The sequence below is a fragment of the Bradyrhizobium ontarionense genome (assembly GCF_021088345.1).
Classification (GTDB): Bacteria; Pseudomonadota; Alphaproteobacteria; order Rhizobiales; family Xanthobacteraceae; genus Bradyrhizobium; species Bradyrhizobium ontarionense.
The window spans coordinates 5,907,968-5,922,793 of sequence record NZ_CP088156.1; the positions used below are offsets into that span (position 1 = coordinate 5,907,968).

The window sequence follows — 14,826 nt, forward strand, 5'->3', positions numbered from 1 at the left end:
CGATGAGGGCGGATCCTCGTCTCGGTTAGTCAACTTCACAGGAAGTGCTCACAGTAACGCGTCCATGGAGACATCACCCATGATCAAGTCGCGACTTGCCTTATCAGCACTGATCAGCGCCTGCGCGCTGTTCGTGCCGTTTGCCGCGCAATCCCAGACGCTGACGACGCTCCACGCCTTCACGGGATCGGGCGACGGCCTGAAGCCAGGGCCGCTGTTGAACGCGGACGGGAAGCTGTTCGGGACGACGTCGGCTGGCGGCACCTCGAGCAAGGGGACGGTCTTCGAGATCACGGCGGCAGGTACGGAAAAGATCCTTCATTCCTTCGGAGGACCCGACGGCGCCGTTCCCTATGCCGGCGTGATGAAGTTTGGTCCTTATCTGATCGGCACGACGGTCCTCGGCGGGCCAATCCCTGCAGCGGCAGCGGTTGCGGGACCATTTTCACGATCTCGCCCCAGGCCGGCGAAACGGTCAGCTACTCGTTCCAGGGCAATAGCGACGGCAAGCTGCCGGAGTCGGGTCTGCTGGAGGTCGGCAGCGTGCTCTATGGGATCACCGCGCTCGGTGGCGGGGCCGGATGTGGTGGTGGCGGCTGCGGGACAGTCTTCAAGTTCGCCCCTGGGAGCAACCGTGCCATCGTCGTCTATTCCTTCGCCGGGCAAAGCGACGGACAGCCTCCCGTGGCCGGGCTGGTCCGGGTTGGAGACAACCTCTTTGGAACGACGGCTGGCGGCGGGGCCTCGGGGCGGGGCACGGTGTTCGCCATCAATCTGGCCACGGGCGCGGAAAGGGTCCTGCACGCATTCGCGGGGAGCGATGGTGCTCAGCCTCTGAGTGCGCTCACGTATGTCCGCGGCAGACTCTACGGAACGACCTTCGCAGGCGGCGCGTCGGACAATGGCACGGTCTTCTCGATCGATCCCGCTTCGGGAGCCCTGTCGGTTCTCCACTTCTTTGGCGGCGACGATGGAGCGAACCCGGCCGCGGCCCTGGTCGAAGTGAAGGGCCAACTTTATGGAAGCACCAGAGGGGGAGGAGCCGGGGATTTCGGCACCCTGTTCCGCATCAATCCCAGCACCGGCAATTTCCAGATGGTCTATCAATTCAGCGGCGGCCTGGACGGCGCCAATCCGGCCGCCGCTCTGGTCAATTGCGACGGCATTCTCTTCGGGACGACGGCGCATGGCGGGTCGAGCGTGGACGGAGGCACGGTGTTCAGGTTTCAGCCGCCCAAGCCTGTTTTGTCGCGAAGGCACGGTCCGGCCGCGGAGCGGCAACGAGCCGGCTGAACGGCGGCTTTTGCTCCGGTGCTTCTGACCGTTGCCTCGTCAGAACCAAGGCATGCGCGGCTCTACGAGACCAAGCGCGGCGAGGAGAAATCGGCGCGCGCAGGCTCCTTCGAGCCAGTGGTCCGATCCCTCTTTCCGTACTTGGAGATCCGAAGCTCGGGATCACCCCGAGCTTCAGTCTCGTGTCAGTCACCGTTGATTCTGCATGTCTGATCCAAAGATTCGCAAGTTCAACCATGGCGCGGATCACGCACGCGTTGTGACGCGAGCCGTCCGGCGATACTGACGGATGCATTCTGATAAGCGGCAATCACCGATCGATATTGGCAACTAACACGCAAGCCTTGCAGGAGAGTATTTTCCAGGCGTGGCAAGGACACATCAATTGCGTGATCCATTGGTCTGGATTGAAGCCTGCCGGGAGCATGAAGCTTCGTCCAAGGGAATTTCCGTAATCGGATTTCGGGAAAAATTGGAAGTTGGTTGCCTGCTTTGTCTCAACCTTGCGTTTGGCAAATTTGCGCTGTGTTGCTGCCTGAATCGGTTCCTAGCTATCAAGCAGAGCTAATAGAAAATCACTGAGGGGATCTGGGGTGACATGGTGAGACGCAGTCTGCTTACAATGCTGTTGACGACGGTGGCGCACAACGCCTTCGCTCAATCTGCCGGAGGGACGGCTCCAATCGCTGTCCCGGAAGTCGTCGTCTCCGCACCGACGCAATACGATCCTTACAGCGGAAAATACAACGGGGCCGTCGCCGAGACATCCGATGTGACCGGCGTCAACAAGCCGATCCTCGACACGCCACGCTCGGTCTACGTCGTCACCCCGCAGACGCTTCAGCAGCAGATGCCGCAAAGCCTCGTCGAAGCGGTCCGTAGCATTCCGGGCGTCTATGCCGGAAACGGTACCGGCGGCAACACGGACTACCTCACCCTGAAGGGATTCGAGGTCAATACGACGGACGCGATCCTGGTCGGCAGTGGCAACGGGCTGCTGGTCGACGGTGTTCGAGCGCCGATGAATCGTGCGCTGAACGCGAACTCGAACAGCGTCGAACTTCTCAGCGGGCCCGCCTCCTACCTCTATGGCTATTCGTCTGAGGGCGGCGTTTTGAACGTCAACCGGAAGCTGCCGCTCCCGGAAGCCCATTACACGGCGGAATTCCTTGGCGGCCTGCCCAGCGGCGATTTCAAGAACTTCGCAGGTTCGATCGATGCGACCGGGCCGCTGGCCAAGACGGCCGATGGCGTGTTTGCCTACCGATTCGTCGCCAGTGCGTCGAAGAGCGACCCCTGGCGCACGGGCAACCCGGTCAGCCGCGATGAGCTCATTGCGCCGACGTTGGCGTATTACAGCGATATGGTCAATTCGGTGCTCGCCTACGAGCATGGGCAGAACAGGCAACCCTATGACCGGGGTGTCACCAGCTTCAACAACGCGCCGCTGAATATCCCGCGGACGGTGTCATACTCAGAGCCATTCTCGAACTATAGCGAGAAATACGACTGGGTTCATGGCCATACCGACTTCAATCTCGACAAAAACACCGATTTTCATCTCAAATACTCCTATGCCTCCACGCAGATGAACCAGTCGGTGATCCGGTCCGACAACCAGAGCGACTTCAATGCCGCGACTGGCGACCTCAAGCGCTACTTCTCCACGAACGGGCCCGATGGCCGCGTCACTGACCAAGGTCTCATCGGCTTCAGCGGCGCCCACCGCTTCGACACGGGAATTCTGCGTCATGAGGTCCAGGCCGGCGCCGACTATTACGACGCGACGCTGACCGAAAACAACGTGTGGAACAGCAAGAGTTTCGGCGGATTCAATCTCTACAATCCGGTCTATGGTCAGGCCAATTTTGGGACGTTGACCGCCACGAGCCATCCGGCTGGCGAGCCGCTTTCACTGCAGAAGATCCGCGAGCTCGGCGTATTCGCGCAGGATGCCGTCACACTCGGCAGGCTGACGCTCACCGGCGGTGGCCGCTACGCACAGATCTATGAATATCAGCGCTATGCGGGTTCGACCCAAACCGACTATACGTCTTACGCTTTCCTGCCGTCGACCTCGGCTCTGTTGAAGATCAACGACAGCGCCTCGCTGTTCGCCGATTATTCGAAATCCTATCGACCCAACATCTTCGCCACGGGCCTTGGCGTGAACCTCAAATTCGTCGGACCGATCCTGCCTCAGCAGGGCACCGGCTACGAAGGCGGCATCAAGGCCAAGTTCCTGGACGGCAAACTGCTGGCGCAAGCGTCCGTGTTCCGGATCGACAAGACCAACGTCCAGACACTGATCGGCAGCGCCCTGACGTTTCAGCAGGCCCAGCGCTCGGAAGGCGTTGCGCTCTCGCTGCTCGGCAAGATCACGCCGAACGTGGACGTCAATGTCGCCTACAGCCATCAGCGCGTCTACGTGACCGACGACATCGCGGCGAACAACACGATCGGCAAGCAGGTGGTCAACGCGCCCAGCGACATTTTTGCGCTGTTCGGTGCCTATCATTTCATGGACGGAGCGCTCGACGGCCTCACGGTGTCCGCGGGGCTGAGCGGTGCCACCAGGAACGCCGTCGATTCGAAGAACACGTTCTTTCTGCCAAGTTATGTGATCGCCAACGCCGGCGTGTCCTACAGCTTCAAGCCGCAGCCTGGAGGACCGCTGACGACACTGTCCTTCAAGGTCAACAACCTGTTCGACACGACCTATTATCCGTCGTCGGGAAGCAAGACGAACTGGATCACGGTCGGTGACCCGCGCACCTTCCTCTTCAGCATGAAAGTGAGCCTCTAAAGCCGAGCAACGAGGTGACATGATCGTCGCCACGGGTGCAACGAAGCCGCGACGGACTGAGGAATGTCGCGGCTTCGGCGACGTGAGGGAGCTGCGCCAGCACCGCTCTCGCTCGTGTTCTCGAGTGCTGCAAGGCTATGGCCGTTGCGACGTGCGCAATGCTCACCAGGCTGCGCGGGTCCCCGAACGATCCTCGCGGCGCAAGCCGAAGATCGGCTGCTCAATAGGCGCCAAAGCCATCCGTCACGATCTCATCGGACTCGTTCCCATACCTCTCAATAGCTGTGGTGCGTCGGCCAGTGCCGATCAGCGGCCCAGCATATTTGGCCAACGGAAACCAGGCGCTGGCGTACGCAACCATGTGCGCCTTCCAAAGCTAACCGGCTGCGATGACGCGATTAACGTTCTTGGTGACAGGACGGAGCCGATCTCCGGGCCTCCTGGCGAGCGTCCGGCTTTCTCAATGAGTAAACGTGATCGGAATGGTCAGGACGGTCTGGGCCTGGGGCATACTCGGCGGAAAAGGCGGGAGCGGTTGGGCGCGTTCGATCATGGCTAACGCTTCCTGATCGTATGCGGGCGAACCGGAGCTGCGTGTGATGTGGCGCGACAGAACGCGGCCGTTCCGGGTCACGGTGAAGTTGAGCTGGACGGTGACATTCTGACGCTCGACAGCCGCCGGATAGCGTTTTTCGCGCAGCACCCGGGCCCTCAGCTCGCCGAGCCACGCCGAGCGTCCGTCATCGGCGCCGACACTCGCATCGGCCTGGTGTCGAGGCGGTGCAATGAGTTTGGGGGCCTGTGCGGGGGCGGTTTCAGCCGACTTGGCAGCAGGCTTCTTGCGATCCGCGTGCTCGACCTTGGGCCGCCGGGCCGGGGGCGGGCCGATCTTCGTCTCGGACTTCGGCTGTTCGACCACCTTTTCGACGGGCGCCTGAGCCTCGACCAGCGGCTCCGCGGTCTCGGATGGCGCCGTTGGCTGCGGCGTCTGCTCTGCCGGTGCCGAAGACGGTGGAGGCTCGGCAGCCGCCGATTGTTGTTCTGGTTCTGGCGGACGGTCCTCAGGAGAGGGCGCTGGCGGCGGTGCAAGTTCTTCCGCCGGCTGCGGCACGGGCGCGTTCTGCGTCGGCGCCTGGCCTACGGTCTGAGATGGCGGTTCGGTCGGAGGCGGCAGGAGCTCGACGGTGACGACGGGCGCTGCGGCCAGATCGGCCGTGGGGCGGTAAAACGCCAGATAGCCGACGAAAGCCAGGATGTGCGCGGTCGATACGATCGTCGCCGCCAAGCCCAATCCGGTCCAGGGTGATTGGTCTTCTTCGTCGTGCCAAGCGGCTGGTCGGCTGCTCATGTCCCCTGCCTGACATCCAGCGCGACCAGGGCGACCTTGGTGTAGCCGGTCGCGCGCAGGAGATTCATGACCTCCATCACCTCGCCATAGCTCACCGCGCTGTCGGCGCGGAAGAACAGCCGTTTGTCGCGATCGCCGCCGCTCGCCGCTTCGAGCGCTCCTCCGAGCGCCTCGCGCGCCACAGGCGTGTCGCTGATCGCGAGCGAGCGATCGGCCTTGAGCGTGACGAAGATCGGCTGGTCCGGCCGCGGCTGTGGCGCAGCCGTTGATTTCGGCAGGTCGACCGGTACGTCCACGGTCGCGAGCGGTGCCGCGACCATGAAGACGATCAGGAGCACCAGGATCACGTCGATGAACGGCGTGACGTTGATCTCGTGGTTGATCGTGAGATCGTCGCCACTTTCGGCTCGAAAGGCCATTGCAGCGCCTACTCTGCGGCTTCGGTGATGGGCTGGGTCGGCGCTTCCGCCGCGATCCATGTTGGCGGCGAGTGGACCGGAATGCGGTCCGTCAGACAGAGTACGGCGACCGACGCATCCCGCAATGTCGCGCGGTAACTGCCGATCGCGCGCGTGAATGCATTGTAGATCACGACCGCCGGAATCGCGGCGACGAGGCCGGCCGCGGTCGAGAGCAGCGCCTCGGCGATACCGGGAGCCACCACGGCAAGGTTGGTGGTGTGCAGGCGCGAGATGCCAATGAAACTGTTCATGATGCCCCAGACGGTGCCGAAAAGGCCAACGAAGGGGGCGACAGCGCCGATCGTGGCAAGCAATCCCATGCCGGACGCGATGCGCCGGCTCGCAGCGGCCTCGACACGCTCGAGCTGCCAGGAAAGCCTGTCTCTCACGCCATGCTCGGAAACACCGGCTGAGAGTTCGGCTTCCCTCTGCGCAGCTGCGACGAACTTGGCAGCGATGTTGCGATGAAGCCCCAACTCCGATGCCGCGGCCGCAAGTGTCGGTGCGCTGGTCAGGACACGCAGCCCCGCCCGGACGTTCCGTTTTGCGAGATGCAGCTCGACAATCTTGTATAGCCACACTGTCCACGTCAGGACGGAGGCGAGGACCAGGCCGATCATCACGCTTTTCACGACGATATCGGCACCGAGAAACATGCCCAAGGGGGAAAGTTCGGCAGGCGTAGCTTCGCTGCCATGGGCGGGCTGCTGTGGAGGAAGAGGGGATGCGCTGGGCGCGCGTGTCGCGTCTTGCGCGAGCTCACCGGTCACCGGCGTTTGCGGCTGCGCCGTGACTGCAGCCCCACTCGCGCCGGGTGTATTTGATGGTCCATCGGGTGCCGGAGTGCGTGCCGTCGGTGACGATGAGCCCGCGTCCGATGGCACTGTGGCAAAAGACGTCAAGCCACCTGCCTCGACCAGCGTTCTTCCGGCGGGCGATGAGGGACCTTGCGCCAAGGCCCCTCGATCGAACCAATACAATCCGGAAACGACAATGATGGCAGCGATCAAAATCCGGCATGCAAGAGTGCCGGATCGCTGCGATGGCCGAGATGACGTTGGGGGGCTCATTCTGATTCCTGACCTGGCGTTGCCGCGAGACATGCCGCGGACCAGCTCGACGACGACCGATGTGCCGCGAGGCGACATCCATGCGAGTTCGTGTCCGGATCAAACTCTGATGTCGTCGCTCAAAACTCACCGTCGTGCCGGATCGGGGCGAAAGTACGAAAGGGATTCTGAGTTCGATGCACAACGCGCAGATGATTCCGCAGATGAGCGCAAATGGGTCCTGGAGACATGTAGGTTCACCAGAATGTCCCGCACTTATCGGGAAAAAATTCCCGCGCGGACCAAGCCCGATTGCTTGGTCTCGGGGCGAGCGCGATCTGGCGTCCGATTTCATCCGGTGCCGGGCGCTCTGGAGACAGTACAAAAGGTGCGATATCAGCGGTTGGCGTGGCGCAGCCCAGGCAGCGGATGTTGGCATGCTAAATCATGGGCGTTCGACGACGCTTATTGAACGAAACGAGCGTGCACAATTGCAACCATTGGTTGATGTGGCGCTTGGGTTGAACAAGCCTCCACCATCGCCCGGATCACTTTTCAGTCTAGTAGGTCTTGCTCCTGCTACAATCGGAGACAGTTATTCCTCTTGGAATTGAGGTCGGCAATCGCTGCGGCGCTTGCTGTCGGCAGGACGAATAGTTACATCGTTCCTTGAAATGTCGCCGGGCAGATGTATGCGCATTCTCGTTGTCGATGATCACCCTTTGATCGTCTCGGGTTGCAAAGCTTTGATCGAGAACAATCCCGAGATCGAGCTGGTCGACGCTGCGGATGGCAAGGCCGGCTATTCCAAGTATTTTTCGACAAGTCCGGACGTCGCAGCGATCGACATCAACCTCCCGGGCATCTCTGGATTCGAATTGTGCCGACGGATTTTGCTGCGCGATCCGAAAGCTCGGATCGTGATTCTCAGCATGCACAGTGATCCCGTATTCGCCGCCCGCGCGATCGACGTCGGTGCGAAGGGATACATATCCAAGAACGACGACCCGGCGAGGTTCGTGGACGCGATGTACCAGGTTGGGCGAGGTGCCGTTTATCTTTCGGAGGAGATTGCCTGCAAGCTTGCCTTCCTCAAGGCGTCGGGAGGATCAAGTCCTCTTCGCGATCTGAACTCAAGGGAGCTCGAGATTCTTCGGCTCTTGGGCGCGGGCCGGACCCCTGCGGAGGTCGCCGACACCTTGGATGTCTCATACAAGACCATCGCCAACAATTGCACCGTCCTGAAGAAAAACCTCGGCGCCCGAAGCTTGATGGATCTTGCGCGAATCGCGCTCGAACACGGGTTGGCGTGACAATGGCTTTGGGCTCGACATGGGCGTCAATCCCGCCGTCGTCCAACTGGCCATCTGCCGAGGATCAATCCGCGCATCCCCTTCTGCGCCAGCTGTCCGTTACCTGCGCCGCTATCGCGAGCGGACGGTTTGCTGAGCTAGAAGCGAGAGATCGCGTCCGCTCCGGATGCTTCGGACGAGCGCTCGACCGGCAAGCTGCAAGGGCCTCGTCCGGCTCAGACGGGTGCCCGTGCGTCGCGTGGTGAGCATGCGCGGGACGAACCAGCTTGCGGCATGCTCGGGCGTTTCGCCCAGAAGCCTCATCGTGAGTTCGAGGCGGCGTTGGTCGCGTGGGTCGGACTTTGGCTTCACCAGGTTGGTTGGCATAAGGGTCGGACAGAGGAAGCCGACTTTCACTCCGGTCCCACGACATTCGCGCGCCAGCACGGTGAAGGCTTTGGTCGCCCCCGCCTTGCTGGCGGCATAGGGGCCGCTGCCCGGCAGGACCGGGCCCGTGCTGCCGAGCCCTTCCGTCGGCCAGATCCAGCCGCGCCCGGCCTCCCGCATGCCGCGCGCGGCGACATGAGCGCTCGTGAGCGCGCCGATCAGATTGATCTCGATGCACGTGGCCATGTCGGCGGGCGCGAGTTCGGCGATGAAGCCGCGGCTCATGCCGACGCCCTGAGCGAGTGATGCTCTAGCTAGGCGCATCGTGCCCTGGCGTACATCGCCAGAGGGAGCTGGCTTTGTGAAGCCGTAGTGGCAGTTGCGCGAGGCACATGCTGCGGGTGGAGGCAGCCTCGCATCTTGGGAAGGCCTGTGTGACTGATCGCGGTCAGGTCAACGCAAGGCGCGACATGGTTACGGCCCAAAGCGATAGACCGCCGAAAGCCAGAAGCCCGAGCATGGTGACCAGACTGAGCCTACGCAGCAACTGCGGCATGGGGCCGGCGAGGCTGGCCCGTTCGGGAAGGGCCGCCATCAGTCCGGCGGACATGCCGGTCCCCGTTGCGGCAAAGAGCGGGATGTAGAGCATGAAGCCGAAATATCCGTACTCGCGCTTCAGCAGACAGAACGGGCAATGATGGTGCGGTTGCTCGTAGACATGCACCGAAATGACCGAGATCACGGCAGCGATTGCGATGATGAAAGCTGCCGGACTGGCGAGCCCGAGGAGGCGCGCGGCCAGACGCGACTTGGGTGCAAAAACGGCGAGTGCAATTGTGATGGACAGTCCGACGACGAGTAATCCGAGGGCGAGCTTTGGATTCATGCCCGCGATGTCGGCGCCAGCTTCGCGGCCAGAGTCTCCGAACAGCTTGCCGCAGCACGAGGTGATCGTCGCGGTCTTGAGGTCGACGAAATACGCCAGTTGCAGGCCGGACTCGAGGATGATCAGGGGGCCGAGCAGCAGGATTCCGAAGTACTTCTGCCGGATGAACGGATAGTCGCGCCCGCAGGCGTCGGTCCTGTCCAGGATCAGCCAGACGAAGGTAACGAAGAATACGGCGATCTTGGCGAACAAAGTCGGGAAGCCGTATACGCTGGCATTCAGGGTACCAACTGCGCACATTGCGCCGACGAACAGCGCCGACATGCGGTCCGCGTTGAAGGCGAAGGCCGCGAGCGACACCAGTTCCACGGCAGCGACGAAGGCGACCTGGGTCGAGACCAGATAGGTCATCTTCTCCAACCTGATCTGCCTCTCGCTGCCGGAAGCGGGATCCCATTGCAGGAGAAGTTGCAGCGCGAACACGCAGGCGGGCAACATCACCAGTGCGGACAAGCAGGAAGCCGCAAGAAGCGCAAGAACCGCCGGTTGCAGAATCATGGTGACACCTCCGCAACCCGTCCGTCGGCGAGGGAAACGACGCCGTCGACGATGGGGGCGCCCGTGATCCGCGGGTCGTGGCTGGTTACGATCAGTGTCTTGCCGCGCGCTTTCAGATCGGCGGCGATGGCAAGGAACTGAGCGACACGTTCTCTATCGAGGCTGGCGGTCGGCTCGTCAGCGATGATGATGTCGGGATCGTTGACGAGCGCGCGCGCGATCGCGACACGCTGCACTTCACCACCGGAGAGGGTCTCGACCCGGTGGTCGACACGATGCTCCAGTCCGAAGTCTGCCAATAGTTCGACGGCGCGGGTCCTCAACCTTGCGTGCGACAGGCCCTCGGGATAGCCCGGCAACATGACGTTCTCGACTGCAGTAATGCCGCGAACGAGGTTGAAGCGCTGAAACACGAATCCGAAAGTGCGTCGGCGCAAATTGGTCAAAAAACGCTGCGGTAGCGCCGAGACGGTTTCTCCGTTCAGACGCACGCGGCCCGAGGTTGGCCGGGTAAGGCATCCCATGATCGAGACGAGCGTGGACTTGCCGGACCCGCTCGGTCCGGCGAGCACCGTCATCGCTCGTCCTGCGATGCTGAGACTGACGGAGCACAGCGAGTGAACCTCGTTGGGGCATCCTGCATTGTATGTCTTACTGATGTCGTCGAGCTCGATCATCGCATCACCTCGCCCGGATCTGCCGATGCACTCCGCCAGACCGGCACGAGTATCGCCGCGAAATAGGGGAGAACAGTGAGAAGGGCCAGAGTAGCGACCTGAAGCCCGTCAATGTCGGGACTGAGTCTAAAATGCGGATACAGCGACGACCAACCAATCAGAACGGGTTCGAACAGGCCGGCCCTGAACAGAAACACGTGGGCATAGGCTGCCGTGAAGCCGAGCAGGAAGGCCGTTCCCGATACAATTGCGCCCTCCATGAGCTTGAGGGCGATCACGTCGGATGTATCCCAGCCAATGGCCTTGAGAATGCCGATCTCGCGGCGCTCTTCCGCAGAAAGGCCCGACGCCTTGTCGAACGCGAAGATAGCAAACGCAATGATTGCGCATGCCATGACCATCAGAACCACCCCCTCGCGCCAGTTGAACAGTGCCTCGTAAGAGCGGGCAAGATCCGCGCGCGTAACGAAGCGGTGACCCGGCAGGCGGCTGGCGCCTTTCTCGGCGATCTTCGCTACCTCCTGAGGATTGGCCACGAACAGCGCAAGGTCGGTATAGACTCCGGGGGGAACGGAGAAGAAGGCCCGCAGGTCGGCTTCGTTCATCAGCACCAGATCGGACGATACCAGGGCCGACTCGGACGCAATCACCGATGCGACCTTGAGTCTGACGAGCTTGCCTGCAGGTGACACCATGAATAACGGTTTGCCGGCGTCAAGCTTGCGCAGGCGCGCTACGCCCTCGCCGATTGCCGCTTCGCCGGCAGAAAGCTCCGGATCGGCCATCAGCGTGTAGTTGGCCGCCGTCGAGTTGTCGTAGAGATAGCCCCAAAGCCTCGCCTCCGCCCGTCTGACGCCGCGCAGTGACCTGAGCATGTCGAGATCAGTCGCCGTGACGAAGTCGTGCCGCCCCATCACCATCGCCTGCACGACGATGTCCGGACCGACAGCAAGCTGCGCGGATGCCTGTCCGCGCAGTGCGGCCCCGAATAGAAGGACCGAGCCCAGCAGCGCGACGATGGTCGCGTAGACAAGGGTGATCAGGATCGTTCGCCCGCGCTGCCGCAGCAGCGAGGAGACTGCGAAATCGAGCAGATGGCGGTTTCGCGCAAAGGCCGTCAAGGCTCGGTCGTCTCCACTCTGCCGCCGAGGCCCCGCGTCGTAGGCACCGTCAGCGCACCGGTCGGGAAGTGCTCGAGGCTTCCGGGGCCGTCCTGAAATGCGGAATGCAGATCTGCCAGGGCCGGGTTTCGGACGTATCGAGCCTCATTCAGCAAAGCGACATCGGTCAGCCCAAGGCGAGCAACGAGGTTGGAGACAACGCCGGTTCCTGCTCGACCCTGCATGCTGACGGCGATGCACCCGGCGAGAGCCGCAGCCAGCCCAGCCCAGAGACCGACGACCAGGGACGACCCCCGCCGGTTCACTCGAATCGCCCGTCGTCAAGGGCTGCGAGCAGGGCCGGTGTGATGTCGGACGACCGAACGATCCGCTTACCCTTGTGATCGCGCCTGAATTCTTCGGCGTCGTCCTGGCTTTCGTGAGGAACGAGCTCATGACCCATGGGTCCCAACACGTCGGATCCCATGACATAGATGGCGTCCTTGGCATCGATCAGACGCGTATCGTAGTAGGAGGTGACGCCGATGCCCGCAATGTCCGTGATTTTCCTTCCGCCGGCCCAGCGCGGCATGTCCGTGAGGTATTTGAACAAGTCCTTGGCGCCGTCGAAATGCGCGGCCTCTCCATCGGCGTAGGCGATGGTGGCAACCCAGAAGCGGTACGGCGCGACGAACATTCCGCACACGGGGCAGGTATCGCGCGGTCCGGGCGGCGGCAAATGCACCGGTGTCGCCTTGACCTCCGAGCAGAAGAGAGCCGCAAGGCCGCCGATCACCACGCGGCGGCTCGGATGGCTGGTCAGTGTCATGCTGAAGCATTCCTGGAATTGTCAGCCCCTCCCGTCACCGTCGGCGCCGACGTGGCGTGGAGGGGCCCCTGTTCGCGCTACATTTTCGACCGCGTTTCGCGGCGTTTCTGGCGAAGCATAATCGTGTCGTCCGCCATCACCACATAGGCCTTGCGTAAGGCCGCGTTGAAGTCGACGACCTCCGCTCCCGCACTCGCCTTCGCTGCTGCCTCGGCCTTCGCCTTGTCGGCAAAGGCCAGCACAGACACCTTGGTCATCGTGCCGGGCTTCGATGGATCGACGACATAGGACGCGCTGTCGACAAGCACAAGCGGCTTCGATGCCGCGTCGGCGCCAGCATCGCCTGCGTAGATCGACTTCGGCCCGCGGTCCATGTTGAGTGAAAGGCCGATCGCTGCACAATGCAGGGAGCAGGTCGCATCGACCGCATCGTCCTCATAGACGATGAGGTGGCGCGAATGGCTGAATTTGGCTCGTTCCATGCCGCAGTAGCGACATCGCGGATACTTTTTCAACTCGTCGGTCAGAGGCTCCTTGTCCTTGGGGAGATCCTTGATGAGGCCGTATTTGTCCGTCCATTGAGTCGGCGACAGTGTCATGTCCTCGCTACGAGCCGATGATGTGGCGAGCACGGCGACGGAGGTGATGCCTGAGGCGATCAAGGAGCGGCGCGTGATGCGATGGTTCATGGGATCAAACTCCGTCTTCAGGTTGGTATTCGAATTGACAAAGAACTCCGTCGCAACGACGAACCAGCCCGTGGGCGGCCAGGCACGCGGCAGGCCGATCGAGGCCGGTCGTCCGTGCGCTCTGAATCACGTCAGAGGGCGAGGCCCAACCGTTGTCGAGGCCGAAGCTCCGAACCGGCCGCCGGTATAATCGGCGCCCGCTGCAGCAAAGCTCTGCCGGGACAGGATCGTGACGCAGGTACATGGTTCAACGTCGTTCCTGGAATGTCGCGAAAGCGAGGATAAGCGGAGCACCTCGCGCACCGGATCGCTCTGACTTATGTCAAACGGTTGCAATCTTCTGGTCTTGAGATTCCGCTTTCGGCTTCGCATTTCGAGTAGTCGGGGGAAATTTTAGCAGCGAACAAGGGACGGGATGTGTGTCGTCGCCGCGGCGAACATCGGCTTTCCGATGGTGGCTTATGGCTGGCCCGTCCTCGCAGTGCCAATGCTCGGCACCAGAAGTGGGAAGCTCGCGCGCCGGTCGGCGCGGCAAGGTTGTGGTGCCCGTGACAGGGAGATCCAAGCGTTGGATCTGAGCCTCCAAACACTATGCGCTTAGGTTTTGATGAGGGTGATCATGGTGTGGCCAGGGCGATACCATCATCTGGTACGATCGCGTGATTTCACGGTTCGGTCGTGTCAATTGGTCATCTTGTCCACGTGAGCCGGCTTGCTCGCCGCGGCCGCGCGGGAACGTCTAATGCGTTGGATCGATTGGGAATTTATCGGCGTTGGCCCGACGGTCGCACCGATCGTCCCGCAGCGAGCCAGGGAAGATGCAAAACGGCATGTTCAATCCATTGACAAATGGCGCCGCGCGGTAAAGTGATGGACGACAGCCGTCAGGTGGGACTTTGGTAGTCTGAAGATGACGGATCAATCCTGGACCGCCTTTGTTGGTCACGGTCCAGGCTGGAGCGGGTGAGTTGAGCGGCCAATACGATACGTCGATCAATGAATCGCGGGGCGAGCGTCGGCGAACGCTCGCGGCGCTGTTCTGCATGGTCGCGGTCGCGCTCAATCTCGTCGGCGCGCTGACCCTTCCGTTCAGGTCGGCTCCGTTGGAGCTCACGGCTGCGGTCCTGGATCACGGCTGGACGATCATCTGTTCGGCCGGCGGGATGACCGTCCTCGATGCTGACGGTCACCGCGTCCCTGATGATCAGACGGGCCAGGCGGGGCCTGCGTCCGAGCATTGCGTTTTCTGCCTGCCTTTGATGCACGGAAATGTCGCGCTGGCGCCGGCGATTGAAATTCCGGTGCCCGCTCAATTTGTGCTGGCCGATCCTGCCTCTCGACCGGCCTCGATGCCCGTCGTGCGGCTGTCGGCGTTCGGCGCCTGGCCGCGGGCTCCCCCGGTGCTCCAGATCGGTTAGTTCGAGCCAAATCGCGCCGCCGCTCGCTTCGTG

Annotated in this window: 14 protein-coding genes; 4 read left to right on the forward strand and 10 right to left on the reverse strand. The window is 62.1% G+C overall.

The genetic code is table 11. The features are described from left to right. Positions 1 to 48: 48 nt before the first annotated feature. Positions 49 to 273: a hypothetical protein gene (locus tag LQG66_RS25950; protein WP_231318480.1), complete on the reverse strand. Its 225-nt coding sequence runs from the start codon at positions 271 to 273 to the stop codon at positions 49 to 51. Between the two features lie 270 nt (positions 274 to 543). Between LQG66_RS25950 and LQG66_RS25955 the strand changes: the two genes are divergently transcribed. Continuing rightward, positions 544 to 1,293: a choice-of-anchor tandem repeat GloVer-containing protein gene (locus tag LQG66_RS25955; protein WP_231318481.1), complete on the forward strand. Its 750-nt coding sequence runs from the start codon at positions 544 to 546 to the stop codon at positions 1,291 to 1,293. A 598-nt stretch (positions 1,294 to 1,891) separates the two neighbouring features. After that, the gene (locus tag LQG66_RS25960; protein ID WP_231318482.1) at positions 1,892 to 4,099 is read left to right on the forward strand and encodes a TonB-dependent siderophore receptor; all 2,208 of its coding nucleotides are present in this window, start codon (positions 1,892 to 1,894) and stop codon (positions 4,097 to 4,099) included. A 460-nt stretch (positions 4,100 to 4,559) separates the two neighbouring features. Here LQG66_RS25960 and LQG66_RS25965 read toward each other — a convergent pair whose 3' ends face one another. The 3 genes from LQG66_RS25965 to exbB are packed head-to-tail and all read right to left on the reverse strand — an operon-like array spanning position 4,560 to position 6,678. Next, complete coding sequence (locus LQG66_RS25965) at positions 4,560 to 5,384, reverse strand: energy transducer TonB family protein (RefSeq protein WP_231318483.1); 825 nt, start codon at positions 5,382 to 5,384, stop codon at positions 4,560 to 4,562. 59 nt (positions 5,385 to 5,443) lie between these two features. After that, positions 5,444 to 5,866 (reverse strand): TonB system transport protein ExbD, encoded by a 423-nt coding sequence (gene exbD, locus LQG66_RS25970; RefSeq protein ID WP_231318484.1) that lies wholly within the window; start codon positions 5,864 to 5,866, stop codon positions 5,444 to 5,446. Between the two features lie 8 nt (positions 5,867 to 5,874). Next, positions 5,875 to 6,678, reverse strand: coding sequence for a tonB-system energizer ExbB (gene exbB / locus LQG66_RS25975; protein ID WP_231318485.1), 804 nt, complete (start codon positions 6,676 to 6,678; stop codon positions 5,875 to 5,877). A 971-nt stretch (positions 6,679 to 7,649) separates the two neighbouring features. On the opposite strand from exbB, the gene LQG66_RS25980 reads away from it, so the two are divergent. Then, positions 7,650 to 8,270, forward strand: coding sequence for a response regulator transcription factor (locus LQG66_RS25980; protein WP_231318486.1), 621 nt, complete (start codon positions 7,650 to 7,652; stop codon positions 8,268 to 8,270). Positions 8,271 to 8,381: 111 nt separating this feature from the next. Here the strand turns inward: LQG66_RS25980 and LQG66_RS25985 are convergent, their stop codons facing one another. The 6 genes from LQG66_RS25985 to LQG66_RS26010 form a co-directional block, all read right to left on the reverse strand. Further along, positions 8,382 to 8,960, reverse strand: coding sequence for an SDR family NAD(P)-dependent oxidoreductase (locus LQG66_RS25985; RefSeq protein WP_256460585.1), 579 nt, complete (start codon positions 8,958 to 8,960; stop codon positions 8,382 to 8,384). Between the two features lie 124 nt (positions 8,961 to 9,084). Beyond that, positions 9,085 to 10,080, reverse strand: a complete 996-nt coding sequence (locus LQG66_RS25990; RefSeq protein WP_231318488.1) for a hypothetical protein — start codon at positions 10,078 to 10,080, stop codon at positions 9,085 to 9,087. Continuing rightward, complete coding sequence (locus tag LQG66_RS25995; protein WP_231318489.1) at positions 10,077 to 10,757, reverse strand: ABC transporter ATP-binding protein; 681 nt, start codon at positions 10,755 to 10,757, stop codon at positions 10,077 to 10,079. Before LQG66_RS25995 ends, LQG66_RS25990 begins: the two co-directional genes overlap by 4 nt. After that, entirely contained in the window at positions 10,754 to 11,878 is a 1,125-nt protein-coding gene (locus LQG66_RS26000) for an ABC transporter permease (protein ID WP_231318490.1), read from the reverse strand. Before LQG66_RS26000 ends, LQG66_RS25995 begins: the two co-directional genes overlap by 4 nt. Positions 11,879 to 12,179: 301 nt before the next feature. Next, a complete protein-coding gene (locus LQG66_RS26005) occupies positions 12,180 to 12,656 on the reverse strand; it encodes a nitrous oxide reductase accessory protein NosL (protein WP_231318491.1) in 477 nt (158 codons plus the stop codon). A gap of 107 nt (positions 12,657 to 12,763) precedes the next feature. Beyond that, positions 12,764 to 13,285: a nitrous oxide reductase accessory protein NosL gene (locus tag LQG66_RS26010; protein WP_231318492.1), complete on the reverse strand. Its 522-nt coding sequence runs from the start codon at positions 13,283 to 13,285 to the stop codon at positions 12,764 to 12,766. A gap of 1,058 nt (positions 13,286 to 14,343) precedes the next feature. Here LQG66_RS26010 and LQG66_RS26015 point away from each other — a divergent pair. Then, the gene (locus LQG66_RS26015; protein WP_231318493.1) at positions 14,344 to 14,793 is read left to right on the forward strand and encodes a DUF2946 domain-containing protein; all 450 of its coding nucleotides are present in this window, start codon (positions 14,344 to 14,346) and stop codon (positions 14,791 to 14,793) included. Positions 14,794 to 14,826 lie beyond the last annotated feature (33 nt).